This is a genomic window from Bradyrhizobium sp. WSM2793, from assembly GCF_000379585.1.
Classification (GTDB): domain Bacteria; phylum Pseudomonadota; class Alphaproteobacteria; order Rhizobiales; family Xanthobacteraceae; genus Bradyrhizobium.
The window spans coordinates 180,318-206,389 of record NZ_KB902802.1 but is presented as its reverse complement, the minus strand read 5'-3'; the positions used below and the strand labels follow the sequence as shown (position 1 = coordinate 206,389).

Below are 26,072 nucleotides of genomic sequence, written 5' to 3'. Positions count from 1 at the left end.
CTGCCTATTCTGGCATCAAGATTGCAAGTTCGGTCCCGAAATCCCCCGGGAGCTTTGGGCCATGCGTGTTCGTCTATCGATTTGTCTCGCCGTGCTTGCGCTGGCGTTGTCCGCAATCTCGGCGCGCGCCGAAACGGTGGTGCGCTACGGCATCTCGATGGCCGACATTCCGCTCACCACGGGTCAGCCCGATCGCGGCGCCGGCGCCTATCAGTTCACGGCCTACACGATCTACGATCCCTTGGTCGCCTGGGAGATGGATGTCGCCGACCGGCCTGGCAAGCTGGTGCCGGGGCTCGCCACCGAGTGGAAGGTGGATGATGCCGACAGGACCAAATGGCGCTTCACGCTTCGCAAGGGCGTCAAGTTTCACGACGGCAGCGAGTTCAACGCCGACGCCGTGATCTGGAATCTGGACAAGGTGCTCAACGACAAGGCGCCGCAATTCGACAAACGGCAGAGCGCGCAGGTGAAGACCCGCCTTCCCTCCGTTGCAAGCTACGCCAAGGTCGACGATTTCACCGTGGAGATCACCACCAAGACGGTCGATTCCTTCTTCCCCTATCAGATGCTGTGGTTTCTGGTGTCGAGCCCTGCACAGTATGACAAGCTCGGCAAGGATTGGGACAAGTTCGCCAGCCAGCCCTCCGGCACCGGCCCGTTCAAGCTGACCAAGCTGGTGCCGCGCGAGCTCGCAGAACTCAGCAAGAACCCGGACTATTGGAATAAGAAGCGCATCCCGAAGGCCGACAAGATCGTGCTGGTGCCGATGCCGGAAGCACTGACCCGCACCAACGCGCTGCTTGCGGGACAGGTCGATCTGATCGAGACGCCGGCGCCGGATGCCGTGCCGCAACTGAAAGCGGCCGGCATGAAGCTCGTCGACAACGTCACGCCGCATGTCTGGAATTATCATCTCAGCGTGCTGCCGGGCTCGCCCTGGACCGACATCCGCCTGCGCAAGGCGCTGAACCTCGCGATCGACCGTGACGCCGTGGTCGGGCTGATGAATGGCCTTGCCAAGCCTGCCAAGGGCCAGGTCGACCCGTCGAGCCCGTGGTTCGGCAAGCCGGGCTTCGAGCTGAAATATGATCTGGCTGCAGCAAAGAAGCTGGTCGAGGAGGCCGGCTACTCCCAGGCCAAGCCACTGAAGGCCACCTTCATCATCGCGCAAGGAGGCACCGGCCAGATGCTGTCGCTGCCGATGAACGAATTCCTGCAGCAGAGTTTTAAAGAGATCGGCATCGACATCGACTTCAAGGTCGTCGAGCTCGAAACGCTCTACACGCACTGGCGCAAGGGCGCGGCCGACGAGATCAACGCCGGCATCACCGCCAACAACATTGCCTACGTCACGTCAGACCCGCTTTACGCTATCGTCCGCTTCTTCCATTCGGGCCAGATCGCGCCTGTCGGCGTCAACTGGGGCGGCTACAAGAATCCGAAGGTGGATGCTCTGATCGACGAGGCCAAGCAGACGTTCGACAGCGCCAAGCAGGACGAGCTGCTGGCGCAGGCGCACGCGCTGATCGTGGACGACGCCGCGCTGGTCTGGGTCGTGCACGATACCAACCCGCACGCGCTGTCGCCGAAGATCAAGCAGTTCGTGCAGGCCCAGCACTGGTTTCAGGATCTGACGACCATCGGGATGGAGTGAGGGGAACACAGGTGTCGCAGGGTGGGCAAAGCGTAGCGTGCCCACCATTTCTCAATTTGCCAGCAAGATCCTGGGCACGGCGCTGCGCGCCTTTGCCCACCCTACGAGAGTTTTTGCTTCGGGCACACCGCCGCGTCCAACACGGCTGTCGTCCCGGGCAAGCGCAGCGCAGACCCGGGCCCCATAACCACAGAAAGTAGTTTGTCGACGACTCGGAGTTGCCGGTTCGCGCCGTAACCGCTCCCCGTGGCTATGGGTCCCTGCGTTCGCAGGGACGACACCATCGTTGAGGCCCCAGCGGAGCCCCGCACCCACTACTTCGTCAGCAGCGCATAGGCCCCGGTCCAGCCTTCCGGCGGCGGGTTGAGCTGGAAATCCTTGATCCTCGCCTCGTAGAGCCTGAACAGCTTCTCCAGCGTATCGGCGTCTTCGCTGTGACGGCCGCGTTCGATCGCATCGAGTGCGCCCTGCCAGTCGCGGCCGCGGTAGCAGCCGAGCATCTCGATGGTGATGTTGCGCAGGCGCTGGAAGGCGCCGGAATGCATGACGTCCTCGCGCCCGGCGATGGCGTAGATCACCTCCGGTTCGGTCTTGCCCTTGACCATGATGAAGTCGAGCTCGAGGATCGCGAACCTGTCCTTGGCGGCGAGCGCGGTGCGAGAGCCGACGATGATGGGAAAGCCGTATTCCTTGGTTTGCCCTTCGAGACGCGATGCCAGGTTCACGCTGTCGCCGAGCACCGAGTAGTTCTTCTTCAGGTCGGAGCCCATGTTGCCGACCACGCCGATGCCGGTGTTGAGGCCGATACCGACATTGAGCGGGATATAGACGCGGCCGCCCTCGGCGGCTTCCTGCTCGCGCTCCTTGTTGACCGTGTCGATCTGCTCCAGCATCTGGATCGCGGCCTCGCAGGCGTTGATCTGGTGCTCGGCATCGTCGAGTGGCGCGTTCCAGAACGCCATGATGGCGTCGCCCATATATTTGTCGATGTAGCCCTTCCGCTCGATGATGACGTCGGTCAGCGGCGTCAGGAAGCGGTTCATCAGCTCGATGAGCCCTTGTGGATCGTGCTTGTAGCTCTCCGAGATCGTCGTGAAGCCGCGCACATCGGAGAACATGATCGTCATCTCGCGCTCCTCGCCGCCGAGCACGAGCTTCTCCGGCGATTGCACGAGTTGCTCGACCAGCACCGGCGACATGTATTGCGCAAATTGCCCGCGAATCTGCACGCGCTGCCGCTGTTCGCGCACGAAGCTCGCAAAGATCAGCGTCAGGTAGACCGCGGTGGTCGACAGCAACGGGTAGGTGAAGTCGATGAGATAGCGGTACTGTGCGTAGAAGAACCAGGATACGCCGACCAGGATCGCGGCGAAGGCCCCACCCGCAAGCACCAGGCGCACCGGTCCGAGATTCGGCGTGAATATGATCACCAGCAGGCCGATGATGAGCGCGGCGAGCAGCTCGACGCCGAGTGCGTAATTTGGCTGCGAGATCGCCGCGCCGCTCAGCACGCTCTCCAGCACCTGGGCGTGGATCTCCACGCCCGGCATGGTCGAGGATACCGGCGTGGTCTTGATGTCGTTGAGCCCGGCCGCGGAGGTCCCGACTAGTACCAGCTTGCCGGCGAATTTGCTCGGCGACGCGCTGTTGTCGAGCACGTCGGCCGCGGAGACGTAGATCGAGGGATCCCGGCGGGCGTAGTGCACCCAGAACTGGCCGTTCTTGTCAGTGGGGATCTCGACGCCCTTGAGGCGCACGGCCCGCACGCCGGTCTTGTCGGTCCTGACCAGCAGCGTCGGCGTGCCCGTGACGACCCGCAGGATCTCGAGGCTGAGCGAGGGCATGATGTTGCCCTGGGCGCGCATGATCATCGGCACGCGGCGGATGAACCCGTCCCGCTCTTTCCTGATCGAAAACAGGCCGCGGCCGGCAGCAACCCTCTCGATGATCGGCACGTTGCGCAGCAAGCCTGGAAATTCGAACAGGAAGCGTTCGGCGCTCTCCTCGCCCACGGTCGCCACCCCCGTGAGCGGAAGTGATTTATCAAGCTCGGTCAAAACCTCGGGAAGCCCGGTCTCGCCCAGCACCACGCGCGAGCGCTTGATCGCATCGGAGAGTATCTGGTCGTTGCTCGGCAGCTCGCGCAGCTTGGCGCGGGTGGCATCGTCCAGATAGCGCATGTGGCTCGCGACCAGGTCCGGGTTGAGCCGGTCGGGTTCCGAGAACACGACGTCGAAGCCGATCGCCACCGCGCCGTTGTTGGTGAGGTTCTGAATCAGGTCGGCGATGCGCGTGCGCGGCCACGGCCATTGTCCGAGCCTGGCGAGGCTCTTGTCGTCGATGTCGACGATGGTAACCGGCCGCGCCGTCTTATGGCGAGGATCGATCAGCTGGAACATGTCGAAGGTGCGCAGCCGCAATTCCTGGATCGGCGGCGGGTCCCACAGCCGCGCGCCGGCGAACACGACCAGCAGCGCAAGGCACATCAGCCGCGCAAAGCCGAACTTTCGCGCAAACCACCGTCGCAGGATCTTGAGACGTTTCATGCTGGTGGAATATCACGCTTTGACGACGAGCGGCAGCTCCGACCTGGTGTGCCAACGATCGGCTTCGCCCAGGGGTGTCAGGAATGCACTATGAAGTCGCTCGCCTGAAGACTGACACCCTTGACGAGGATGGTGTTCGCCGCATCGAGCGTGATCAGGGTATCCGTTCCAGACGCAGCCACGTGCTGAGCCATCCAGTCGGACACGCTGGCGGTGGTCACGACGGCCGACAGGTCGATGTGGTCCTGATTGTGCGTGAAATCCAGAATGATGTCGCGATTCGAATTGGCCGCGAACACGAATTGATCCTGATAGCCCGTCCCGAACAACACATCCTTGCTATCTGTGCTGGCGAGGGTCACCGGGCCTTGTTCGGCCAGATTGAAGATCAGGTTGACCGTATCGCTCGCACCGTGGCTGTCGGTGACGGTGATCGCCAGCTTATCCGTCGCAGGCCCACCCGGGCTCGGCTCGGCGTATGTCAGATACTGAAGGGCCGAATTGACGCTCGCCAAGGTATCGGACGTCGATGCTGGCTCCACATATGTGCCCGAATCCGCCGCCGCAGTGAGTGTGAAGGTTTCATCGGGAGCAGCGTCGGCGTCGGCGACGGTGATGCCATGGACGAACACCATGTCGCCTTCCTGCGTGACGTAAATCTGGTCGACGTCGATCACCGGAGCGTCGCTCTCGTCCGCGCCGGTCACGTCCACGGTGAGCGTGGCCGTGCCGGTTGCACCGTGCACATCCGTGGTCTGGACCGTGAAAATATCCGCGTAGGAGCCGTCCGCCAGCGCGTTGATCGCGGCGGCGTTCGGAACGTAGCTGTAGCTGCCATCGGGATTGACGGTCAGCGTCCCGTAAAGTCCGCCAGCTGTCGTCGCCGCGTGGTGATCCGCGTTGATGACGGCATAGGTCAGCGTCGCCGTCTCGCCGGTATCGACATCGTTGCCCGCCAACGTCCCGGTCAGATCGCAGAAGGTGTCGTCGGCCGTCGTATCCTCGAGCGGTCCGATGTGGAGATCGGCCAGCGTCGGTGCGTCGTTGCTGCCGGCGATGTTGACGGTAACGACTGCGCTCGTGCCAGCGCCCTCGGCGTCCGACGGAACGATCGTGTATTGCAGCGACAGCGTCTGGCCGGCGGCGAGGAAATCGAACGCCTGCCCGTGCGAATTGAAGGTCCAGGTGAACTGCGTATGAGTCGCGGTGCCGTCGAGGATATCACCCGAGGGGACAGTGAGATCCGCGAGGAGGTCGGCATTCGACAACCCGCCGACGCTGCCCGTTTGCAGCACGCCGTCGAATGTAACCTGTACCTCGCTGACCGCCACCGTGACGTGATCGGTCGCATCGACGTCGGAGACCACCAGCACGCCATGCGCGAGCTGGCCGGCATTGGTTTCCACCAAATCGGCAACGGCGCCGCCCGGCCCGGAGGTGCTGCTTGCCCAGTCCGCATCGCCCGCGATGGCGAGGCTCTTGGCGGGGTTGACCGCATTGGAGGCCGTGGTCCCACCGCCGTCGGCGAGCTGGTAATACGCGGCCAGATTGGCCTCGTTGCCGGTGAGCGCGGTGAAGTCGATCGACTGGATCTGAGCTTGCGTCAGCGCGGTGGTCCAGACGCTGACATCGGCGATCGAGCCGGTGAAGCCCTGCGCCCCGAAGCCGGGGGCGTACCTGTCGCTTGCGGCCCCGATCATCATGTAGGACGGATCCTGGCCGCTGCCGACCGCGTTCACGCCTCCACTGTGGGAGTAGACGGCGTTCCCATCGACAAAAAGCGTGAAGGTACCCTGATCGCGCGTCAAGGCGAGGTTATGCCATTGCCCTGCAGTGAGCGCGAAGCCGGTATCCAGGATATCGACGCCTCCCTCGAGAATTTCGATCTCCAGATTGCCGCTGACGACGGTACCGATAAGACCGAAGCCGGCTGTCGAGGTATTGCCGTTGTAGAACAGGACCTGGCCGTCGGGCGCAGCGGCTCCGTTCCAGTTTACCCAGCCATCAAGCGTAACTCCATCGGACGCGGCCGTCGGCACCTCGCCGACCGCGATGGTCTGGCCGTCGAAGTTCATGTAGTCCGACGTGACATAGGACACCGCCGGCGCATCATTGGTGCCGGTGATCGTGACGGTAACGTCCTGGCTGATCTTGCCGCCATGCTGGTCGTCGAGCGTAACGGTGTAGACTTGGGTGATGGTCTGCCCTTCCGCCAGCGACTGCAGCACGGGATCGCTGTTGTCGAGCGTGAAGTGCCAGCCCAACGTCGCACCGTCGTCGTTGTCGCTGCCGGATTCGGACACCGCATCGATCGTGAAGGTGCCGATATGCGAGCTGGCTCCGAAGCCCGGCAGGTCCGAGCTGACGGACGAAGATTTGAACGACCATGCCGCCGTGTGGGTGTCGGTCAGGTCCAGATCCTGGATCGCCAGCGTGCCGTCCGCCGTGAGCGAGGCGCACTCATCCTCGGTCACCGCGCCCGTCGCCGCGGCGGCATCGCTCGTGATGGTCGGTGCATCATTGACGCCCGTGATCGTGACGGTGACGTCTTGGCTGACGATACCGCCATGATGATCGTCGAACGTAACGGTATAGACCTGCGTGATGGTCTGGCCCTGCGCCAGCGACTGCAGCATTGCATTGCTGTTGTCGAGGCTGAAATGCCAACCCAGCGTCGCGCCATTGCTCGTGTCGGTATTGTACTCGAGCACCGACTGATCGATCGTGAACGTGCCGATGTGCGTGCTGTCGGCATCGAAGCCCGGCAGAGCCGAGCTGATGGACGACGACTTGAACACCGCCTGCGCCGCATGGGTGTCGATCAGATCGAGGTCTTGAATCGCCAGCGTGCCGTCGATCGACAGCGTCAGGCCCGCGTCCTCGACGACATGACCTGTCGCCGCCGCGGCACCGCTGGTCACGGTCGGCGCGTCGTTCTTGCCGGTGATGACGACCGTGACGTCCCGCGTGACGATCCCACCGTGATGGTCGTCGATCCTGACGGTATAGACCTGCGTGATGGTCTGCCCTTCCGCCAGCGACTGCAGCACCGGGTCGTTGTCGTCGAGCGTGAAGGTCCAGCCCACTGACCCGCGGGAGCTGGCGCCCGGGCTTTCATTCACTGAGCCGAGGCTGAACGTGCCGATATGCGAGGTGCCGTCGCTGAAGCCCGGCAGATGCACGCTCGAAATCGTCGACTTCAGCGAAAAACTCGCGGTGTGGGTGTCCGTGAGATCAGGGTCGTTGAATGTGATGGTGCCGTTGGCGGCGAGCGTGGCCGCCGTATCCTCGGTCACCGCACCGGTCGGCGTGGTCAGATCTTCGACGATCGTCGGCACGTCGTTGGTGCCCTCGACATTGACGTCCGCGCCGTCGATGGACACGGTAACCGGCGTGCTGACGACACCGCCGTGCCCGTCATCGACTTGCACCACGTAGTTGAGGGTCAGCTTCTCGCCTTTGGCGAGGAAATCGAACAGATGGTCGGGAACGCTGTAGGTCCAGGTGGCCGAACCGTTATTGCTGTTTCCCGCGCCCTGTACCACGGTCAGCGGCACCTCGACGGCGGCGATCGCCGCGAGCTGCTGCGGCGTCAGCGTCGACGTGATGTCGTGGCCTTGCGCATCGAGATATTTGAACGGCTGGGTCGACGAGAGCGCCGCGCTCACGATCGGGCGGTCGGTCAGATCGACGTCGGTGAAGGTGACGGTGCCCGTGATGGTATCCAGAGTCTCGTTGCCGGTCCCGACCTTCTCGATGACGGTTCCGCCCAACGTCGCGACGGTGGGCTTGTCGTTCGTTCCCGTGACCGTGATGGTGATCGGGATGAATCTGGACTCGGGATTGACTGCGAAATTAGTGTCGACGCGGACCATATAGGTCAGCGTCAGCATTTCGCCGGCCGCGAGGAAGTCGAAGACCTTGTCCGGGATCGTGTACGTCCAGACCGCCGAGCCGTTGTTATTGTTGCCGGCGTCGGGGGCGACGTTGATCTGGATCTGGGTCGCCGCAATGTCCTGCTTCTGGAGCGCAGAGAGCGAGCCGGTGACGTCGTGCTGGCCGGCGTCCTTGTAGACGTAGTTCGGCGCTTCGGCGAGGCTGATGCTCACCGTCGGCCGGTCGCCGAGGTTTTGATCGACGAATCTGATCAGGCCGGAAATCGTATCGGAATGCGTGTCGCCGGTCGCGTCAGCACGCTCGGTCAGCGCGAACGCCGTCTTCACATTGCCGCCGGCGTCGAAGCTTTGCACAATCGGCTGGCCGGGGATACGCACGATGGGCGGCGTAGACGTGCTGGGCGCCTCCGATCCCTGCGGATTGAGATTGACGAATGTCGCGGTCGCGACGGCGCCGCCCCCCGACTTGAACACCACGTCCAGGCTCATCGGCGTGAGCGTGTCGGTGAAGTTCGTGGTCAGCTTGGTGTTGGTGTTGTTGTCGGTGAACTTCAGCGTGAACACGTCCGTGATCAGCTTCTGAACATCCGGCGACATCAGCGCATTGGAGATCGAGACGTTGCCGCCGCTGATCTGGATCATCTGGCCGGCCTGGTTGACCGTCGCGATCGGCAGCAGCGTGACCTTGTCGAACAGGATGTAGGAGCCCGTCGTGCCGTTCGGTTCGACCAGCACCTGGAAGCTCGCCTGCGGCTGCGGATCGCCGCCACCGGCGGGAACGACGAAGTTGATCTGGGTCAGCACGGCGGTGCCGCGGATGCCCATGGTGGCAACCGGCGTGTCGATCTTCATGTCACCGTGCTTGGCGGTCTCGCCGGCGACGAAGGTGATGGTGCCGGCGACGAGGCTCAGCAGCGAGGAGTTGCTCGACCCGTTGGGGTCGTAGACCATCTCGTTCAGCACCATCCGCGCATTCGAGGACAGGCCGAACACGGTGCCGTCGATGAAGGTGATGCCGAGCGTGGAATCCGCGCCGGTCGAGACCACGTCACCCTTCTCGACGTTGTCGCCGTTGTTCAGGATGACCGAGACGCCGTTGCGGATCGCGGTCGCGCTGCCCACGAGCTTGGTGACATGGCCGATGACCTGGGCTGCGGCCGCGCCTCCGGGGGCGGCCTGAGCAACCTGGACATGGCCCGTAAGCGCGTTGACGATTTCGCCAGTGAGATGGGCGCCGTCGGGCGAGGCGAGCGCGGCACGCTTGTCGCCCCTGAAATAATCGTGAACGACGAATTCGTGCCCCTCGTGGGACAGCACGAGATCGAGACCGGCACGCTTGAATTCGCCGTTGAAGATCAGGTTGGGGTCGGGAACAACGAACGCGCCCTCAGGCACGTAACCGTGCGCCTTCGCCGTAAAGGAATCGACATGGGCACCGCCGGGGGAGCGGGAACCCTGGCCATCCAAAGCAATCGCGGCGTCAAATTGGCCAGCGTAGTTCAACCGGGCACCGTAAAAAGGGTTAAAATTTAAGTAAGTATCGACCGCCTAAGCTTGCATAGCATTAGCAAGTCCTTAGCGATACCATCTATTGCTTGTGTGATTTCGCATCACTTGGCCCCAGGAAACCCCACGTCTTGGCGTCGCTCCAGAGAAGCGAAAGTAACCTTTTAAATATTCGGAAGTCGAATTCGGCCTGTTTCCACGCATTTCCAATCATCCAAAGTAACCTGCCGTATAGTCAAAGAGCAGATACTTGCGTCATCTTACCGTCGCGAGGTCCCGCAGCATCCTGCGGCAAATACGCACTTAAATCTGTGACCTAACTAACAGAACCCCATGAAATAGGGGGTCGTTAGCCATAGGACCCAGATTCGGCACTTCCACAACCTATGTCTGCAATTGGCTCGATTTCGCGGCGAACTGACACCTCCTAGCCGGCGAATCGTAAAATTTTACGCAATTTGGACGGGCCTGTTTCAGCCTGTTCCCCGGTTTTGGAACCCCAGCCGGGCGCGTTAAGCAGAACAAAACGGCCCGTCTCGCACTATCTCCGCGAAAGCAACAAAGCCCGGCGCGTTCAGGTCGAGGGGGACTTGGACCGAAGCCGGAAAGGGATGTCAGATGGAGACCGCTGCTCGCTCGCGCGCCTGGCGCGCAATCCTTGTCCTGTGCGGATTGGTCCTGTGTGGGTCGGCCGCCGAGCTTCGCGCCGGCACGCTGCTGTCGCCGGGCGCAGGCCTACTCGTGCGCAAATCCGCCGAGCCGTTCGGCGTGTTCGCCTTCGCCATCTCCGCCGGCAGCCTGCAACAGAAATGGCTCCTGCTGAAGGACAAGCTCGACGGCGACATGGTGCAGCTCGCGCTATGCGACGGTGACCGCGACAATTGCGCTTCGCCGGCGGCCCTGAAGCTGCTCGCCATCGTCGACCAGGCCCGCGCCCGCGACGGCCGCGCCCGGCTCGGCGAGACCAACCGCGCCATCAACCTTGCCATCCGGGCCGCCAATGACGGCATCGACGACGTCTGGAGCTCGCCGCTTGCGACCTTCTCGCGCGGCGCCGGCGACTGCGAGGACTATGCCATCGCCAAGCTCGCCGCGTTGCGGCTGGCGGGCGTGGCCGCCGAGGATCTCCGCATCGTCGTGGTGCGCGACGTCAGGGCCGGCGAGGAGCATGCGGTTGTCGCCGCGCGCCTCGATGGCCGCTGGCTGATGCTCGACAACCGCCGCATGGCGATGGTCGAGGACGACGCTGCGCGGAGCTACCAGCCGCTGTTCGCGCTCCATCGGTCGGCCGTGATGAAATATGTCGACGAACCGATGCAGGTCTCGATGATGGCCGTCGAGGCGCGCTGAGCCATCTTGTAGTCCGGATGGAGCGCAGCGAAATCCGGGGCGCGGTCGCTTATCGCTCGAATCCCGGATTACGCTTCAGCCGGGCTACGAACCTCGGTTCACCAAAAACCCATTCCACGACGCGATCCGGACGGCTAGCATGGCCACGGCTTTGCGGGGGCGACGGGAATGCGGTTCATCGTGCTGACTGTGATTGCGTTGCTGGCGCTCGCCTCACCCGCGTCAGCGCAGTCCGACCGCTCCATCGCCGATCGGCTGCCGCTGTTCGCCAAGAACAACTGCCAGCAGATTCGCGACCCCGGCAATCAATTGTTCTGCGGTGATGCCGCGCTTGCCGCCGCCGCCGAGAAGCTGAACACCGCGATCGAGGCGCGGCTCGCCCGGCTGCCCGATCGCCTTCCCGCGATCGAGGAGAATGCGATCTGGATCCGCCAGCGCAATCTCGGCTGCGGCATCGTCGGCCAGACCGCGATCCGCCCCGACGATTTCGAGCGGGTAAAGGCGTGCCTGCTCAAGGTGACAGAGGAGCGCGCCGCGATCCTGCGCGATCCGGATTTCGACTGCCTCGCTGCCAACACCGCGGCGGGCGCGGTGATCTGTGCGGACCCGTCGCTGGCACTCGCCGAAACGGAGCTCAATGGCCAGGTGCTCGGCCTGATCGGCAAGCTGGACCCGACCGCGGCGCGCTTTGCCTTCGCCGAATATGGCAGGTGGACACGAGAGCGCGATCGCAAATGCAATCTGGTCGGCAAGGAGAACGTGCCGCTCCAGGAGCTCGAATCCGCAGAGGATTGTCTCTCCGACCATCTAAAGCACAAGGCCGACGAGATCCGCACGGCAAAGGGCGACCCCAGAAAGGTGTTCGGCCGGCAGGTCGCGGCCCGCATCCCCGACACCGACGCGGTCGACTTCTGCGCGGCGCGGATCCATGCGGCCAATTCGTGCGGCCACTTCCTCCGCATCAACCGCGTCTACGCGCTCGACAGCCAGGTGACCGAACAGGAGGCGCAGGTCACCGGCGAAATCGAGATGGCGGTGCTGGCGCCCTTCACCATGTGCAGCAAGGTCGCATCCAGCTGCACCGGCACCTGCTGGGACGCTAGGACGGGCCTCCCGCAGCCGAGCGCCGCCAACAAGGAGCGTTCGGCAGAAGCCTTCAACGTGACGCGCCGCCTGAGGATCCAGCGCACTTTTGCGTTCGTCAAAGCCGCCGACGGCTGGCGCTGCAGGGAAGACGAGTTGGCGCCGGTAAATTCGGGCACGGCGAGCGGGGGATCTTGAGTTTCGCTCAGCTTGGCGAGCTTCTTCCTTCTCCTCTTGCGGGAGAAAACGCCGAAGCCAAGCTTCGGCTCTGGCGCCGGATGAGGTGTTTTTCCGCTCGCTAGGCTATTCGTGAGGATAGAGACCCCTCACCCGGCTCGCCGCTTTGCGGCGATCCACCCTCTCCCGCAAGGGGAGAGGGTGCACCGTTCGTGTCGCGAGAGCCGCCCTTCATCAAAACATCAGATTGTCCTTCACCAGCACCCAACGGCCGTTCTTCACCTGCTGCACCTGGGTGACGGTGGTGGCGAGATGGTTGGTCTTCGAGAACACGGTCGGCGGCGAATTGAAGATATCCTGGAACTTGTCGCCGGACTCCAGCGCGTCGAGCATCTTCTGGCCAGTGAGATCCTTGCCAGCCTTGTTGGCATAATGCGCGAACGTCATCACCGCATTGTAGCCGATGATCGCCTGCGTGTTGGCGTCGGCGTTGAACATCTTCTTGTAATTGACGAGCCAGTCCTTCACCTTTCCCTTCGCGGTGTCTTCGTAGGGGATTTCGAAGTTCGAAGCGGCATACAAGCCTTCCACCACTTCCTTGCCGAGCGCCGGCACTTCGAGCACGTTGACGGGCGTGGCACCGAGGAAGGTTACCTCCCAGCCGAGCTTCCTGGCCTCGGTCATGGTGCCGATAGGCTCACGGAGGACCGCGCCGAGCACGACGAGGTCGCAGCCGTCGGACTTCATCTTGGCGACCTGCGCCGAGAAGTCGGAGGCGCCGCGCTTGTAGCTCGTGATCGAGGCCGGCTGCACCTTCATGGCGGCGAGCTGCTGGTTGAAGCCATCGAGCACGTTTTTTCCGTACTCGTCGTCCTGATGCATGATGCACGGCTTCTTGAAATTCTTTGCCTCAATCATGTATTTGAGCGCTGCGCGCGTGCTCTCGACGTAGGGCAGGAGGTTGTTGAACTTCAGCCGCTCCTGCGGCTTGGCCGCATCGAACTTGAAGGTGAACTCGGCCGCCGTCAGCGGGAAGAGCTGAAGCACGCCGGCGTCGAGCAGGATATCCTGCGCAGCGAGCACGGTCGGCGATCCCATTGGTCCCACCATCGCGAAAATCTTGTCGCGCTCGATCAGCTTTTGCGAAGCCAGCACAGCTTTCTTCGGATCGTAGCCGCTATCCTCGACGACAAGCTTGATCTTGCGACCCTGGACACCGCCGGCCGCGTTGATCTCCTCGACCGCCATCTTCATGCCGTTGGAGACCGGCACGCCCCAGCCCTTGATCGGGCCCGACAGGTCCTGATGCGTGCCGATGACGATCTCGGATGCCGAGATGCCTTCATTGGTGACCTTGGTTTGAGCGGCGGCCGGCAGACAAGTCAGCGCAAGGGCGCTCACCGCCAGGCCCAGCGCCTTCAGCGATTTCGACATTGCAGTCCTCCTTCGGTGGCCCGTGTTGAGCGAAGGATCGGGCCTCTCAAGCCTTCGCCGTTTTCTCAAATCCATCTCTCTTGAGCATGATCCTCCGGATCTTGCTCAAGCAACCGCGCGCTGGCGATACATCGCCTCGATCTCGGCGGCGTAGCGCTTGTTCACGAAGCCGCGCTTCAGCTTCATGGTCGGCGTCAGCTCCTCGTCCTCCGGTGTGAGCTGGCGTTCGATCAGGTAGAACTTCTTGATGGTCTCGACGCGGGCAAAATTGCCGTTGACCTGCTCGATCTCGCGCCCGATCAGGTCCTGAATCTCGGTCGCCCGGCACAGGCTCGCGTAATTGGTGAAGGGAATGTCGTGGTCCTGGGCGAACTTCTCGACGTTCTCCTGGTCGATCATCACGAGGCAGGTCAGATACGGCCGCTTGTCGCCGATCACGACCGCATCGGAGATGTAGGGCGAGAATTTGAGTTGGTTCTCGATCTCGGACGGCGTGATGTTCTTGCCGCCGGAGGTGATGATGATGTCCTTCATCCGGTCGGTGATGCGGACAAAGCCTTCATTGTCGATCGTGCCGACGTCGCCGGTGTGCAGCCAGCCGCGCTGATCGATGGTCTCGGCGGTCTTCTCTGGCTGGTTCAGGTAACCCATGAACAGGAAGTCGCCCTTGATCAGGATCTCACCCTCGGGCGACAGCGTGACCTCGCCCCAGGGCACGGCGGTGCCGACCGAACCGAGCTTGATCCGCTCCGCCGGCATCATGGTGGCGACACCGCAATTCTCGGTCTGGCCGTAGAGCTCGTGCATGTCGATGCCGAGCGCGAGATACCAGCGGATCAGCTCCGGCGCGATCGGCGCTGCGCCGGTGAAGGCGACGCGGCAGCGATCGAGCCCGATCATGCGGCGGATATTGCGGAATGCGAGCCGGTAGGCGATCCGGCTTGCGAGGCGCAACGACAGCGGCGGCGGCTTGCCTTCGATCCGGTAATCGACCATGCGGTAGCCGATGCCGATGGCGCGGCGATAGACCCATTGCTGCAGTGGGGTCGCATCCTTCAGCGCGATGGTGATGGCGGAATAGAATTTTTCCCAGATGCGGGGAACCGCGAGGAAGACGGTCGGCTGCACCTCGCGCAAATTGTCCGGCACGGTTTCCGGGCTCTCGGCGAAATTCATCACCGAGCCGAGTGCGACCGAGATGTAGTAGCCGCCGATGCGCTCGGCGACGTGGCACAGCGGCAGGAAGATCAGCCTGTCCTCGTCCTCCTGCGCCGGAATGAAGTCATTGGCGTGACGCATCTGGTGCGTAACGCTGCGGTTGGCGTGCATCGCGCCCTTGGGCGGACCGGTGGTGCCGGACGTATAGACCAGGATCGCGAGATCGCCGGCGCCGCGGCTGCCGATCATCTCCTGCCACAGCGCCTCGCGGCCGACCATGTGATTGCGGCCGAGCGCGCGAAACTCGTCGAGCGACATCACCATGTCGTCGGAGAAGCCGCTGAGGCCCTCCATATCGAACACGATGATCTTCTGCAGGCTCGCGCAGCGCGAGCGGCAGGCGAGGATCTTGTCGAGCTGCTCCTCGTCCTCGGCGAAGATCACTTTGGTCCGGGAATCGTTGATGAGATATTCGACCTGGGACGACGCGTCGGTCGGGTAGATGCCCGAAGCGACGCCGCCGGCGCACAGGATACCCATGTCGGCATGGACCCATTCCGGCACGGCGTTGGCGATGATGGAGGCGACGTCGCCGGGCATGAAGCCGGTCGCATGAAGCGCGTAGGCAATCTCTTTCGATATCGCCAGCCATTCGCGCCAGCTTGTCGGCTGCCAGATGCCGAATTTCTTCTCGCGGATGGCCGGCCGATCGCCCCGCGTCTCCGCAGCGCGCAAGAAGCTCTTCGCGATCGTATCAGCGACCGTCAGCACCGCCGGTCGGGCCATGCACGTCTCCTCCTTGTCGCCTGCCTCCGCTGCCTGCCTTGCCGGCGGTCTTGATTGCGGATGGCAAGCTCATCTTACTGCCAGCTCTTCCTCACCGCCACGTCTTCTTCTTTTTCCAGCGCCGCTCGCCTCGCGCACCCGCTTCCTTGGCGCCAAGGTAGAACTCCTGGATGTCCTGGGAATGCATCAAGCGGTCGCAGGTGTCGTTCATCACGATACGGCCGATCTCCAGCACATAGCCGTAATGCGCCGTCTCCAGCGCCACCTTGGCATTCTGCTCGACCAGCAGGATCGACATGCCCTGCTCCTCATTGACGCGGCGGATGATGGTGAAGATCTCCTTCACCAGCAGCGGCGATAGGCCGAGCGAGGGCTCGTCGAGCAGCAGCAGCGTCGGCCGGTTCATCAAGGCGCGGCCGATCGCCAGCATCTGCTGCTCGCCGCCCGAGAGCTGACCGGCCGGCTGGTTGATGCGCTCCTTCAGCCGCGGAAAGTAACCATAGACGCGATCGAGATCCTCCGCGACGCCGGCGCGGTCCTTGCGCGGATAGGCCCCCATCATCAGGTTCTCGCGCACGGACAGGAACGGAAACACCTCGCGTCCCTCCGGCACATGGCTGAGGCCGAGCCGCACGATCCGGTCGGCCTCCATGCGCTGGATCGGCTTGCCCAGGAATTCGATCGAGCCCTTCTGCGGGTCGAGAATGCCCGAGATGGTCTTCAGTACCGTGGTCTTGCCGGCGCCGTTGGCCCCCAGCAGGGTGACGATGCGGCCGCGCGGCACTTCCAGCGAGATGCCGCGGATCGCCATGATCGGCCCGTAATAGCTCTCGATGTTGGAGAGTTTTAAGATGATCTCGGGCGTGACAGCGGCAACCATGCGTCAAGCTCCCAGATACGCAGCGACGACGTCGGGATGCTGCTGGACTTCGGCGGGCGACCCCATCGCCAGCACCCTTCCGTAATTCAATGCGATGACGCGATCGGAGACGCGGTTGACCAGCGACATGTCGTGCTCGACCATCAATACGGTGACGCCGAGCTCGCTCTTCATGTCGCGGATCCAGAACGACATGTCGTCGGTTTCCTCGACATTGAGGCCGGACGATGGCTCGTCGAGCAGGATGAGCTTCGGCTCCGAGCACAGCGCGCGCGCCAGCTCGATCACCTTGCGCACGCCGTAAGGCAGGCCGGAGATCAGCTTGTCGCGATAGGGTTCGAGATCGAGGAATTCGATGACCTGCTCGACCCTGCGGCGATGGACTTTCTCGTTGGCGCGCACGCTCGGCAGGAACAAAAGCTCCTGCCAGAGCTGCGTGGTCGAATGCCGATGGCGGCCGACCAGCAGGTTGGACAGCACGGTCGCATTCTCGAACAGCTCGATGTTCTGGAAGGTGCGGGCGATGCCGAGCTTGGCGATATCGTAGGGCGGCTCTTCGGTGATATCCTGATCCTCGAAGAAGATGCGGCCCGAGGTCGGCCGGTAGATCCGCGAGATCAGGTTGAAGATCGAGCTTTTGCCCGCACCGTTCGGCCCGATGATCGAGAGGATCTCGCCCTTCTCGACCGCGAAGGACACCGCATCGACGGCCTTGAGTCCCCCGAAATGCAGCGACAGATTTTCGGCGCGGAAATAGCTCATCGGTTCCGCTCCGACTTCACGTAGATCTTCTGCCGCTTGAAGGTGGCGCGCTTGTAGAGCGGGAACAGCTGGAAGAAGAGTTTTATCTTCAGCCAGCGGCCGTAGAGACCGAGCGGCTCGAACAACACGAACAGCACGATGATGATGCCGTAGATCGCGCCCTTCAGGCCGTTGAGCGAGGCAAAGGCCGCGACCTTCGACTGGATGTTGCCGGCGGTGGCCGGGCCGGCGCCGAACGTCGCCGCAATGCCCGCGATCAGGCCGGGCATGTCGTCCTTGAGATAGGTCAGGAACGGATCGATCATCACGATGAAGATCGCGCCGAGCACCGCGCCGTGCAGGCTGAAGGTGCCGCCGATCAAGATTACGATGATGAACTCGATCGAGAGCTGGAGCGTGAACATCTCCGGCGAGATGAAGGAAAGCTTGTGGGCAAACAGCACGCCGGCAAAGCCCGTGATTGCCGCCGAGATCGCAAAGGACTTCACCTTATAGAGCGCGACATTGACGCCCATGCTGCGCGCCGCCGTCTCGCTGTCGCGGATCGCGACGAAGGCGCGTCCCGTCGGCGAACGCAGCAAATTGAGCGTGCCGACGATGGTCAGCACCAGCACCGAGAGGCAGAGGAAATAGAAGGTGGGGCTGTCGCGCGGGACGGTGACGCCGAGCAGCGACAACGTCTTCACCCGCATACCCTCGTTGCCGTGGGTGACGCTTTCCCAGCGCGCCAGGATCTCCTCGACGATCAGGGCAAAGGAGATGGTGGCGATGACGAGATAGATGCCGGTCAGGCGCAGCGCGGGAAAGCCGACCATCGCGCCGATGATGCCGGTCAAACCTCCGGCGGCGAGGAAGTAAACCGGGAACGGCACGTTGTACTTCTGCAAGTATGCCGCCGTGTAGGCCCCGATGGCGAGGAATGCAGCGTGGCCGAGCGAGGCCTGGCCGGTAAAGCCGGTCAGGATCAGCAGCGCGACGCCGACGATCGCATAGATGCAGACGAAGACGAGCTGGCTCATCAAATAGCTGGAGAGCACATAGGGCGCGATCAGCAGCAGTACGAGCAGGATGCCGTACGAGACCAGATAGCCCGAATGCGGGAACAGCTTGATGTCATCCTCATAGTCGGTCTTGAACAGGAAGCGCATGGCGTTCAGACCTTCTTGCGGACGTGGTGGCCGAACAGGCCTTCGGGCTTCAAGAGCAGCACCGCGAGCAGCACGAGGTACGGCGCGACATCCTTCCAGCCTTCGGGCAGGTAGAAGCCGGCCATGCTCTCGATCACGCCGATCAGGACGCCGCCGACCACGGCGCCCGGGATCGAGCCGAAGCCGCCGAGGACCGCAGCGGGAAATGCCTTGAGGCCAAGCACGAGGCCGACATTGGAATGGATGAAGGTGATCGGCGCCAGCAGCACGCCGGCGCAGGTCGCCACCGCCGCGCTGATCGCCCAGACGATCGACACCACGCGCTTGACCGGAATGCCCATGTAGTAGGCCGCGAGCATGTTCTCGGAACTGGCGCGCATCGCAGTGCCGAGCGTGGTCTTGTTGAAGAACAGATAGAGCAGCGTGCACAGGATCATCGTCGCCGCGATCACCGACAGCTTGTCGTAGGCGAGCACCAGCGAGCCGATACGGAGCACGCCCTGGCTGAACGGGGTCTCGATCTTCAGATCATCGGTGCCCCAGATCATGCCGGCGACCGAGCGCAGGAAATAGCCGAGGCCGATGGTGGCCATGATGATGGAGAATTGCGGATAGCCGAGGATCGGCCGCACCACGACGCGCTCCGCCAGCATGCCGAACAGCGCCATCGCGGCCACCGCACCGGCAAAGCCGATCCAGTAGTTCAGGCCCATCATGCCGATGAAGGTGAAGGCGAAGAAGCCGCCGAGCATCATCAGATCGCCCTGGGCGAAATTGACGACCTCGGTGGCCTTGTAGACGAGCACGAAGCCGAGCGCGATCAGGCCGTAGACGCAGCCGAGCGCAACACCGCTGACCAGCTGCTGAACGAAATCCAGCATTGACGCGCGTCCTCCCGATGCAGCCGGCGGCTCTTCCCGACCGCCTTGCCGCATCTTGTGTCCAGTCGCTACGCAGTCGTCTCGCTGCGTTAGCGCCATTTGTCCGGAACCAATTCAGCCTGAACCGCTCCTTACTGTCAACAAACGGTGACTTGCCATTAGTCGAAACCGGATGGCGGAATTTGTGGGCCGTAGATTCACGGTGCCGAAACATCTTGGGATCATGGTCGCGAGCGATGCAAAACCGGATAGTGTGGGCGTCATGAAGCGGGACAAGTCGGCGCTGGAAGTCCTGGGGTTAACGAAGCGTTTTGACCGTCTGGCGGTCGACAGCCTCGATCTCACCATCCACGCCGGCGAATTCTATGCGCTGGTCGGCCCCAACGGCGCCGGCAAGACCACCACTTTGCGCATGGTCGCGGGCCTGCTGCGGCCCGATGCCGGCGCGGTCTCGATCTTCGGCATCGATGCGCTCGAAAATCCCGTCGCCGCCAAGCAGGTGATGGCGTGGGTCTCCGACGAGCCGATGATCTACGACAAGCTGACCCCGCTCGAATATCTCGAATTCGTCGCCGGCCTCTGGGGCATCGCGCCGTCGGTCTCGGAGCCGGTCGCGCAGGACCTGCTCGGCTCGCTCGGCCTGGAGCCACATCGGCACGAGCGCTGCGAGGGCTTTTCCAAAGGCATGCGCCAGAAGGTCGCGCTCGCTGGCGCGCTGGTGCACGATCCCCGCCTCATCATTCTCGACGAACCGCTGACGGGGCTCGATGCCGTCTCCGCCCGCCACGTGAAGGGCCTGCTCAGCGAACGTGTCCGCGCCGGCTGCACCGTCATCATGACCACGCATATTCTCGAAGTCGCCGAGCGCATGGCCGACCGCATCGGCGTGATCGCCTCGGGCCGCCTGGTGGCCGAGGGCACGCTGACCGAGCTGCGCCAGCAGAACGGCCATGCCGATACCAGCCTGGAGGATCTCTTCATCGCGCTGGTGACGCTTCCGGAAGCCGCATGAGCTCGGCCACCGCGCTCTCCTGGTTCGCACGCCACGAGCTCCGGCTCGCCTGGCGCGAATGGTTCGCCATGATGACCGGCGGACGGCGCAAGCGGGCGCGCGCCGCCGTCATCGGCCTCGTCTGCTTCGCCGCGCTGCTGCACCTGCCGGCCTGGGCGGTGATCGGCCGTTTCGCCGATCTGCAGCTGCCGCTCGACAAATCCTCGCTGATCGTGATCTCGGCGACGATCTTTCTCGCCTGGACCTTGATGCTGTCGCAGGCGATCGAATCGGTGACGCGGGTGTTCTACGCCCGCGCCGATCTCGACCTGATCATGTCCTCGCCGGCGACGCTCGCCAACCTGTTCTCGGTCCGCATCGCCGCGATCGCGCTGACCGTCACCGCGATCGCGCTGCTGTTCTCGACGCCCTTCATCGACGTGCTCGTGATCGGCGGCGGCGCGCGCTGGCTCAGCGCATTCGGGGTGGTCGTCGTCATGGGCCTGTCGGCCGCGGCGGTCGCGATCGCCGTCACCATCCTGCTGTTTCGCCTGATCGGCCCGGCGCGCACGCGCCTGATCGCCCAGATCCTCGCCGCGATCATCGGCGCCGGCTTCGTCATCGCGCTCCAGATCGCGGCGATCATGTCCTACGGCACGCTGTCGCGCTTCACCATCCTGACCTCAGGCAGCGTGGCCGCCCATGCCCCCGATGTCGAGAGCATCTGGTGGTGGCCGGCGCGGGCGGCGATGGGCGACAGCGAAGCGCTGCTGCCGCTCCTGGCGCTCGCTTTGGTGCTGCTCGGAAGCGTCATGGCGATCTTCTCGCATCGCTTTGCCGACACGGCGATCGATGCCGCCGCTTACGGCACCTCCGGCAACAGGCGCGCGAAGGAGCGCCCGTTCCGCGCCGGGTCGCGGCAGCAGGCGCTGCGGCGCAAGGAGTTCTCGCTGCTCTGGCGCGATCCCTGGCTGATCTCGCAGACCCTGATGCAGCTGCTCTATCTGGTGCCGCCGGCGCTGCTGCTCTGGCGCAATTTTGCCGACAGCTCCGCGGCGCTGACGCTGATCACGCCAGTCGTCGTGATGGCGGCCGGACAGCTTGCCGGCGGACTGGCCTGGCTGACCATCTCGGGCGAGGACGCCCCCGACCTGGTCGCGACCGCGCCGCTGACGCCATCCGCCGTCATCCGCGCCAAGATCGAGGTGGTGCTGATCGCGATCGCCGTCATCTTCTGCCCGCTGATTGCCGCACTGGCCTTCGCCGCACCGATCCAGGCAGCAGTGAGTGCCGGCGCGATCATCCTCAGCGCGGCCTCCGCGACCGCGATCCAGCTCTGGTTCCGGGTGCAGGCCCGGCGCAGCCAATTCCGCCGCCGCCAGACCTCGTCGCGGCTCGCGACCTTCGCGGAGGCGTTCTCCTCGATTGGCTGGGCCGCAACCGCGGCATTGCTGCTTGCACTCCCCATCGCCGGCCTCATTAGTGGCCTGATCACCGCCAGCCTCGTTGCGATCACCTGGAAGTTCAGCCCAAGGCGGGACTGAAGGCGTGAGAGGCGCCTTGCCTGCTTCACTTGAAAGTAAGGCTAAATTACCTTACCTATCGGCTATCAAGAATTGAGGATCCCATGGGTACGCTTACTGTCACGGCAAAGGGGCAGGTTACGCTGCGGAAGGATCTCCTGGAGCACCTCGGTGTGCATCCCGGCGACAAGATCTCGATAGAGAAGCTTCCGGGAGGGCGGGTTGAGGTGAAGGCAGCTCGGCCCGTCGGAAAGATTTCGGACGCCTTCGGTTTCCTGAGAGGAAAAACGAACGGTCGATCATTGTCGATCGAGGAGATGAACGAAGTCATTGCTGACGGCTGGACCGGCAAGCGATGAAGATAACGCCCGACACCAACGTGTTGGTGCGCGTTCTGGTCGGGGATGACGCCGAACAGAGCAAGGTGGCCGAAGCCCTTCTCAAGAAGGCAGACCTCATAGCCATCTCGATTCCCGCACTGTGCGAGCTGGCCTGGGTTCTCTCTCGAGGCTACAAAACTTCGGCTGAGAATATCTCGGCTTCGATCCGGCATTTGATCAATGCCTCCAATGCGGTCGTCGATCGGCCGGCAGCCGAGGCTGGATTGTCGTTCCTCGATGCCGGGGGCGATTTCGCCGATGGCGTCATCGCCCATGAAGGCAATTGGCTTGGAGCCGACACTTTCGTGTCCTTCGACAGGAAGGCCGTGAAACTGATCGAGGCAAGCGGCGGATTGGCGCGGCTGGCCGGCACCACATGACGCGAGGATGATTCGTCGATACACTCAGCAGATCGTCGATGAGCGGCGGACGGTTCTGCATGTTTCGACCATTGCTGACGGCTCTTGCGTTTCTCAGTTGGCTGGCCGCCCCTGCCCTCGCCCAGCAGCCACAGCGCAGCGAATGCCTGGCGATGGCCAACGCGGCCCCGCGTATCCTGCCGGTGGCGTTCCGGCCGGCGGCCGGCACAGGCGGGGTCGAGATCACCTATGCCGGCCATTCCACCTATTTCATCGACACGCCCGGCGGCCTGCGCATCGCGACCGATTATAGCGGCGCCTATCAGGTCGGACGACTGCCCGACGTCGTGACTATGAACCGGGCCCACAGCACGCACTACTCGCTGTTTCCCGATAAGCGCATTCCTCACGTGCTGCATGGTTGGGGCGACGACGGCAAGCCGGCGATCGTATCGGAGCGCATCAGTGACGCCTTCATCCGCAATGTCACGACCGACATCCGCCGCTATTTCGGCGATGATGCCGGCGCCGACATGATCCGCGACGGCAATTCGATCTTCATCTTCGAGGTCGCGGGGCTCTGTATCGGCCATCTCGGCCACCTCCATCACAAGCTCGACGACAGCCATTTCGCCCAGATCGGACGGCTCGATATCGTGATGGTGCCGATCGACGGCACTTACACCATGTCGCTCGAAGGGATTTCTGACATCACCAGGCGCCTGCGCGCCTCCGTCGTGCTGCCGATGCATCGCTTCGCCACCCCGCTCGACGATTTCATGCGCCGGATCGGCCAGCAGTTCGAGATCGACCGGCGCTCCGAGCGGTCGTTCCGGATGTCGCGGGATGCGCTGCCGTCGAAGCCGACGGTGATCATCCTCGACGGGGTCTGACGCGCAATTTTCTCCAAGCCGGCGGTCGGCCGGTCGTGCTGATCTGTCTGAAACAGGAGATTGACATGACCGACTTTGCCAGACTCTTGCACGCGGATGGACCGAACCCCGAGCACGCGGCGGCGCTGCAGCTCTATGGCCGCTTCGTCGGGGATTGGGTTGCCGAGATCACCGCCCATGGGCCCGGCGCAGCGAAACACACGGCAGCCGGCGAGATCCATTTTGGCTGGGTGCTGGAGGGCCGCGCCGTCCAGGACGTCTGGATCATCCCGCGCCCCGCAGGCAGCCCCGACTTTCCGATCGCGGGCAATTGGTACGGCACGACGCTGCGCGTCTACGATCCGACCATCGCTGCGTGGCGGATTTCCTGGTTCGATCCCGGACGCAGCGTCTTCCGCCAGCAGATCGGCCGGCCGCGCGGCGCCGACATCGTGCAGGAAGGCACAACGGAGGCCGGCGAGCTGACGCGCTGGAGCTTTACGGAAATCACCGACGATTCCTTCCACTGGCTCGGCGAGGCCAAGCCGGCCGATGCAAGTGATTGGCGGCTAATGGTCGATGTGAAGGCGAAGCGGCGCAGGGCTTAGGCCGATTGGATTTTGATTGAAACGATCCGGCGGCAAACTCGCTGCAACCTCTCCCGCTTGCGGGGGAGGTCGGCGCGTAGCGCGGGTGGGGGCTTTCTCCGCATCTGGAATGTCCCATTGCGGAAGCACCCCCACCCCAGCCCTCCCCCGCAAGCGGGAGAGGGAGCGCACCTGCTCCACCGCAGCTGTGGTGCTCTGAGCAATACGCGCTGCTGTGCGTGCGCGTGAGATGCTAGGCTCCCGGCACAAAAAATACAGAGGGAGCGAACACGCGATGGCTGCAAGCAGTGTGCCCGCGAATACGAGCGGGCTGTTCGTCGAGCCGCGCGAGGACTGGCTCGCGCTGCATCAAGAGGAGATCATTGATCCCTTGCGGCCGATCGTCGATCCCCATCACCATCTCTGGAATCGCGGGCACCGCTATCTGATCGAGGAGATGGCGGCCGACATCGCCTCCGGCCACAACGTCATTGCCACGGTCTATGTCGATTGCCGCTCGATGTATCGCGCGCACGGGCCGGAGGCGTTCCGGCCCGTCGGCGAAGTCGAATTCGCCAACGGCGTCGCCGCGATGAGCGCGAGCGGCGCTTACGGCAAGGCGGCGATCTGTGCCGGCATCGTCAGCCACGCCAATCTGCTGCTCGGCGACGCCGCAAGGCCGGTGCTGGAAGCCGAGATCGCCGCCGGCAATGGCCGCTTCCGCGGCATCCGGCATTCCTCGGCCTGGGACGAGGATCCTGTCGTCGCCGGCATGTATGCGAACCGGCCGAAGGGCCTGTTGCAGGATCCAGCTTTCCGCAAAGGCTTTGCCTGCCTGGCACCACTCAACCTCAGCTTCGATGCCTGGCTGTTCCATCCACAGATCGGCGAGCTGACCGAATTGGCGCGCGCCTTCCCCGACACCAGGATCGTGCTCGACCATTGCGGCGGCCCGGCCGGCGTCGGCCGCTTTGCGGGGCGGCGCGAAGAGGTGTTTGAGCAATGGCGCGCCTCGATCCGCGAGATCGCGACATGTGAGAACGTGGTGGTGAAGCTCGGCGGCCTCGCTATGTGCCTGCTCGGCTACGACTTCCACTTGCGCGACAGGCCGCCGTCATCCGAGGAGCTTGCCGCGGCCTGGCGACCTTACGTCGAAACCTGCATCGAGGCGTTCGGACCCAACCGCGCGATGTTCGAGAGCAACTTCCCGCCGGACAAGGGCCAGTGCAGCTATCAGGTGATCTTCAACGCCTTCAAACGCATCGCCGTACCCCTGAGCGAGGCCGAGAAGACCGCGCTGTTCTCGCAGACCGCCATCGACGTTTATCGGCTCGAGCTGCCGTCATGACGAGAAAAGGGGCCGGGATGTTGATCCCGACCCCTCTTCCGTCGTGGCCGCTGGGAAGCGTTCTTGAATTGAGACTATTGTTTGAGCATGATCTTTTCGGAAAACCGCTGCACACTTTTCCGGATCATGCTCTAGCCGGCGCCCATCAGCGAGGCCGGACGGCGCTCGCCGGTGGAGGTAAAGATCTTCTTCAGCTTGTTGACGACGCGGATCAGGAAACCGATCATCACGGGATTGGTCTTGCGGCAGAAGGCGATCTTCTTGACGTGGCCTTCGACATGCCATTTGGCATGCGCGCCGTCGCGGAAGAAGATCACGTCGCCGGGGCCGTAGCGCTTGGGCGGCATGCCGTCGCTTTCGAGCACGATCGATCCTTCCATGATCATGATCGTCTCGTCGATATCGTAGTACCAGTTGAAGCGGCCCTCGGTGCACTGCCAGATAATGGTCGAGGCGGTGCCGTCGGCGCTGGTGGACAGGATATGCGAGCGCGACACGGGATTGCCCTCGATGATCCAGGATGGCTCGATCGGCCGGAGCTCGAGATCCACGTTACAACTACCGATTTCAATCAATGAGCGCGACATCTTCTTCCCCAGGGGATATAATTAAGTATGGCCGGGTCTCGGCCCGCATTGTTTCGAAAGATGTCAGGAACGCTAGTCATCCGTTTTTAATTCTTTCTTACGCAGGCCTCGAAAATCAGCCGCAAGTTGCAGGCGCGAAACGGTTAACGTCGCGATTTCCC

General features: G+C 63.3%; 19 protein-coding genes. 10 read left to right on the top strand and 9 right to left on the bottom strand.

Features of this window, described 5'->3' with window-relative positions; translation table 11 throughout:
- Positions 1-61 precede the first annotated feature (61 nt).
- Positions 62-1,657 carry an ABC transporter substrate-binding protein gene (locus tag A3AS_RS0130840; protein WP_026202538.1) on the top strand — a complete coding sequence of 532 codons (1,596 nt, stop codon included), beginning with the start codon at positions 62-64 and terminating at the stop codon, positions 1,655-1,657.
- A gap of 314 nt (positions 1,658-1,971) precedes the next feature.
- Here the strand turns inward: A3AS_RS0130840 and A3AS_RS0130835 are convergent, their stop codons facing one another.
- Together A3AS_RS0130835 and A3AS_RS0130830 are read right to left on the bottom strand one after the other, a co-directional pair.
- Positions 1,972-4,203, bottom strand: coding sequence for a CHASE2 domain-containing protein (locus A3AS_RS0130835; protein WP_018321353.1), 2,232 nt, complete (start codon positions 4,201-4,203; stop codon positions 1,972-1,974).
- Between the two features lie 77 nt (positions 4,204-4,280).
- Positions 4,281-9,602 carry a VCBS domain-containing protein gene (locus A3AS_RS0130830; RefSeq protein ID WP_018321352.1) on the bottom strand — a complete coding sequence of 1,774 codons (5,322 nt, stop codon included), beginning with the start codon at positions 9,600-9,602 and terminating at the stop codon, positions 4,281-4,283.
- A gap of 621 nt (positions 9,603-10,223) precedes the next feature.
- Between A3AS_RS0130830 and A3AS_RS0130825 the strand changes: the two genes are divergently transcribed.
- Together A3AS_RS0130825 and A3AS_RS0130820 are read left to right on the top strand one after the other, a co-directional pair.
- Positions 10,224-10,955 (top strand): transglutaminase-like cysteine peptidase, encoded by a 732-nt coding sequence (locus tag A3AS_RS0130825; protein WP_018321351.1) that lies wholly within the window; start codon positions 10,224-10,226, stop codon positions 10,953-10,955.
- Positions 10,956-11,123: 168 nt separating this feature from the next.
- A complete protein-coding gene (locus A3AS_RS0130820) occupies positions 11,124-12,236 on the top strand; it encodes a lysozyme inhibitor LprI family protein (protein WP_018321350.1) in 1,113 nt (370 codons plus the stop codon).
- Positions 12,237-12,449: 213 nt separating this feature from the next.
- On the opposite strand, the gene A3AS_RS0130815 is transcribed toward A3AS_RS0130820, so the two are convergent.
- The 6 genes from A3AS_RS0130815 to A3AS_RS0130790 form a co-directional block, all read right to left on the bottom strand.
- Complete coding sequence (locus tag A3AS_RS0130815) at positions 12,450-13,649, bottom strand: ABC transporter substrate-binding protein (protein WP_018321349.1); 1,200 nt, start codon at positions 13,647-13,649, stop codon at positions 12,450-12,452.
- Positions 13,650-13,754: 105 nt separating this feature from the next.
- The gene (locus A3AS_RS0130810; RefSeq protein WP_018321348.1) at positions 13,755-15,593 is read right to left on the bottom strand and encodes a long-chain fatty acid--CoA ligase; all 1,839 of its coding nucleotides are present in this window, start codon (positions 15,591-15,593) and stop codon (positions 13,755-13,757) included.
- 91 nt (positions 15,594-15,684) lie between these two features.
- Positions 15,685-16,473 (bottom strand): ABC transporter ATP-binding protein, encoded by a 789-nt coding sequence (locus A3AS_RS0130805; RefSeq protein ID WP_018321347.1) that lies wholly within the window; start codon positions 16,471-16,473, stop codon positions 15,685-15,687.
- A gap of 3 nt (positions 16,474-16,476) precedes the next feature.
- Complete coding sequence (locus A3AS_RS0130800) at positions 16,477-17,235, bottom strand: ABC transporter ATP-binding protein (RefSeq protein ID WP_018321346.1); 759 nt, start codon at positions 17,233-17,235, stop codon at positions 16,477-16,479.
- On the bottom strand, positions 17,232-18,383 hold the full coding sequence (locus A3AS_RS0130795) for a branched-chain amino acid ABC transporter permease (RefSeq protein WP_018321345.1): 1,152 nt from the start codon (positions 18,381-18,383) through the stop codon (positions 17,232-17,234). Before A3AS_RS0130795 ends, A3AS_RS0130800 begins: the two co-directional genes overlap by 4 nt.
- Positions 18,384-18,388: 5 nt before the next feature.
- A complete protein-coding gene (locus tag A3AS_RS0130790) occupies positions 18,389-19,264 on the bottom strand; it encodes a branched-chain amino acid ABC transporter permease (protein WP_018321344.1) in 876 nt (291 codons plus the stop codon).
- A 262-nt stretch (positions 19,265-19,526) separates the two neighbouring features.
- Between A3AS_RS0130790 and A3AS_RS0130785 the strand changes: the two genes are divergently transcribed.
- From A3AS_RS0130785 to A3AS_RS0130755, 7 genes are all read left to right on the top strand, one after another.
- On the top strand, positions 19,527-20,276 hold the full coding sequence (locus A3AS_RS0130785; RefSeq protein WP_026202537.1) for an ABC transporter ATP-binding protein: 750 nt from the start codon (positions 19,527-19,529) through the stop codon (positions 20,274-20,276).
- On the top strand, positions 20,273-21,799 hold the full coding sequence (locus A3AS_RS0130780; RefSeq protein WP_018321342.1) for a hypothetical protein: 1,527 nt from the start codon (positions 20,273-20,275) through the stop codon (positions 21,797-21,799). The genes A3AS_RS0130785 and A3AS_RS0130780 overlap by 4 nt, the downstream gene beginning before the upstream one ends.
- 83 nt (positions 21,800-21,882) lie before the next feature.
- Positions 21,883-22,137, top strand: a complete 255-nt coding sequence (locus A3AS_RS0130775; RefSeq protein ID WP_018321341.1) for an AbrB/MazE/SpoVT family DNA-binding domain-containing protein — start codon at positions 21,883-21,885, stop codon at positions 22,135-22,137.
- Positions 22,134-22,538, top strand: coding sequence for a type II toxin-antitoxin system VapC family toxin (locus A3AS_RS0130770; protein WP_018321340.1), 405 nt, complete (start codon positions 22,134-22,136; stop codon positions 22,536-22,538). Before A3AS_RS0130775 ends, A3AS_RS0130770 begins: the two co-directional genes overlap by 4 nt.
- A gap of 59 nt (positions 22,539-22,597) precedes the next feature.
- A complete protein-coding gene (locus A3AS_RS0130765) occupies positions 22,598-23,410 on the top strand; it encodes an MBL fold metallo-hydrolase (protein WP_026202536.1) in 813 nt (270 codons plus the stop codon).
- Between the two features lie 65 nt (positions 23,411-23,475).
- Complete coding sequence (locus A3AS_RS0130760) at positions 23,476-23,997, top strand: hypothetical protein (RefSeq protein WP_026202535.1); 522 nt, start codon at positions 23,476-23,478, stop codon at positions 23,995-23,997.
- Between the two features lie 274 nt (positions 23,998-24,271).
- Positions 24,272-25,324: an amidohydrolase gene (locus A3AS_RS0130755; RefSeq protein ID WP_018321337.1), complete on the top strand. Its 1,053-nt coding sequence runs from the start codon at positions 24,272-24,274 to the stop codon at positions 25,322-25,324.
- Between the two features lie 131 nt (positions 25,325-25,455).
- Here the strand turns inward: A3AS_RS0130755 and A3AS_RS0130750 are convergent, their stop codons facing one another.
- Positions 25,456-25,911, bottom strand: coding sequence for a cupin domain-containing protein (locus tag A3AS_RS0130750; protein ID WP_018321336.1), 456 nt, complete (start codon positions 25,909-25,911; stop codon positions 25,456-25,458).
- Positions 25,912-26,072 lie beyond the last annotated feature (161 nt).

Bases quoted from the DNA above. Each gene is read 5' to 3' on its own strand.
- A3AS_RS0130815 (WP_018321349.1), bottom strand. From the start codon at position 13,649: ATGTCGAAATCGCTGAAGGCGCTGGGCCTGGCGGTGAGCGCCCTTGCG.
- A3AS_RS0130765 (WP_026202536.1), top strand. From the start codon at position 22,598: ATGTTTCGACCATTGCTGACGGCTCTTGCGTTTCTCAGTTGGCTGGCC.
- A3AS_RS0130795 (WP_018321345.1), bottom strand. From the start codon at position 18,383: ATGCGCTTCCTGTTCAAGACCGACTATGAGGATGACATCAAGCTGTTC.
- A3AS_RS0130800 (WP_018321346.1), bottom strand. From the start codon at position 17,235: ATGAGCTATTTCCGCGCCGAAAATCTGTCGCTGCATTTCGGGGGACTC.
- A3AS_RS0130775 (WP_018321341.1), top strand. From the start codon at position 21,883: ATGGGTACGCTTACTGTCACGGCAAAGGGGCAGGTTACGCTGCGGAAG.
- A3AS_RS0130785 (WP_026202537.1), top strand. From the start codon at position 19,527: ATGAAGCGGGACAAGTCGGCGCTGGAAGTCCTGGGGTTAACGAAGCGT.
- A3AS_RS0130770 (WP_018321340.1), top strand. From the start codon at position 22,134: ATGAAGATAACGCCCGACACCAACGTGTTGGTGCGCGTTCTGGTCGGG.
- A3AS_RS0130825 (WP_018321351.1), top strand. From the start codon at position 10,224: ATGGAGACCGCTGCTCGCTCGCGCGCCTGGCGCGCAATCCTTGTCCTG.
- A3AS_RS0130835 (WP_018321353.1), bottom strand. From the start codon at position 4,203: ATGAAACGTCTCAAGATCCTGCGACGGTGGTTTGCGCGAAAGTTCGGC.
- A3AS_RS0130790 (WP_018321344.1), bottom strand. From the start codon at position 19,264: ATGCTGGATTTCGTTCAGCAGCTGGTCAGCGGTGTTGCGCTCGGCTGC.
- A3AS_RS0130780 (WP_018321342.1), top strand. From the start codon at position 20,273: ATGAGCTCGGCCACCGCGCTCTCCTGGTTCGCACGCCACGAGCTCCGG.
- A3AS_RS0130750 (WP_018321336.1), bottom strand. From the start codon at position 25,911: ATGTCGCGCTCATTGATTGAAATCGGTAGTTGTAACGTGGATCTCGAG.
- A3AS_RS0130755 (WP_018321337.1), top strand. From the start codon at position 24,272: ATGGCTGCAAGCAGTGTGCCCGCGAATACGAGCGGGCTGTTCGTCGAG.
- A3AS_RS0130820 (WP_018321350.1), top strand. From the start codon at position 11,124: ATGCGGTTCATCGTGCTGACTGTGATTGCGTTGCTGGCGCTCGCCTCA.
- A3AS_RS0130805 (WP_018321347.1), bottom strand. From the start codon at position 16,473: ATGGTTGCCGCTGTCACGCCCGAGATCATCTTAAAACTCTCCAACATC.
- A3AS_RS0130840 (WP_026202538.1), top strand. From the start codon at position 62: ATGCGTGTTCGTCTATCGATTTGTCTCGCCGTGCTTGCGCTGGCGTTG.
- A3AS_RS0130760 (WP_026202535.1), top strand. From the start codon at position 23,476: ATGACCGACTTTGCCAGACTCTTGCACGCGGATGGACCGAACCCCGAG.
- A3AS_RS0130810 (WP_018321348.1), bottom strand. From the start codon at position 15,593: ATGGCCCGACCGGCGGTGCTGACGGTCGCTGATACGATCGCGAAGAGC.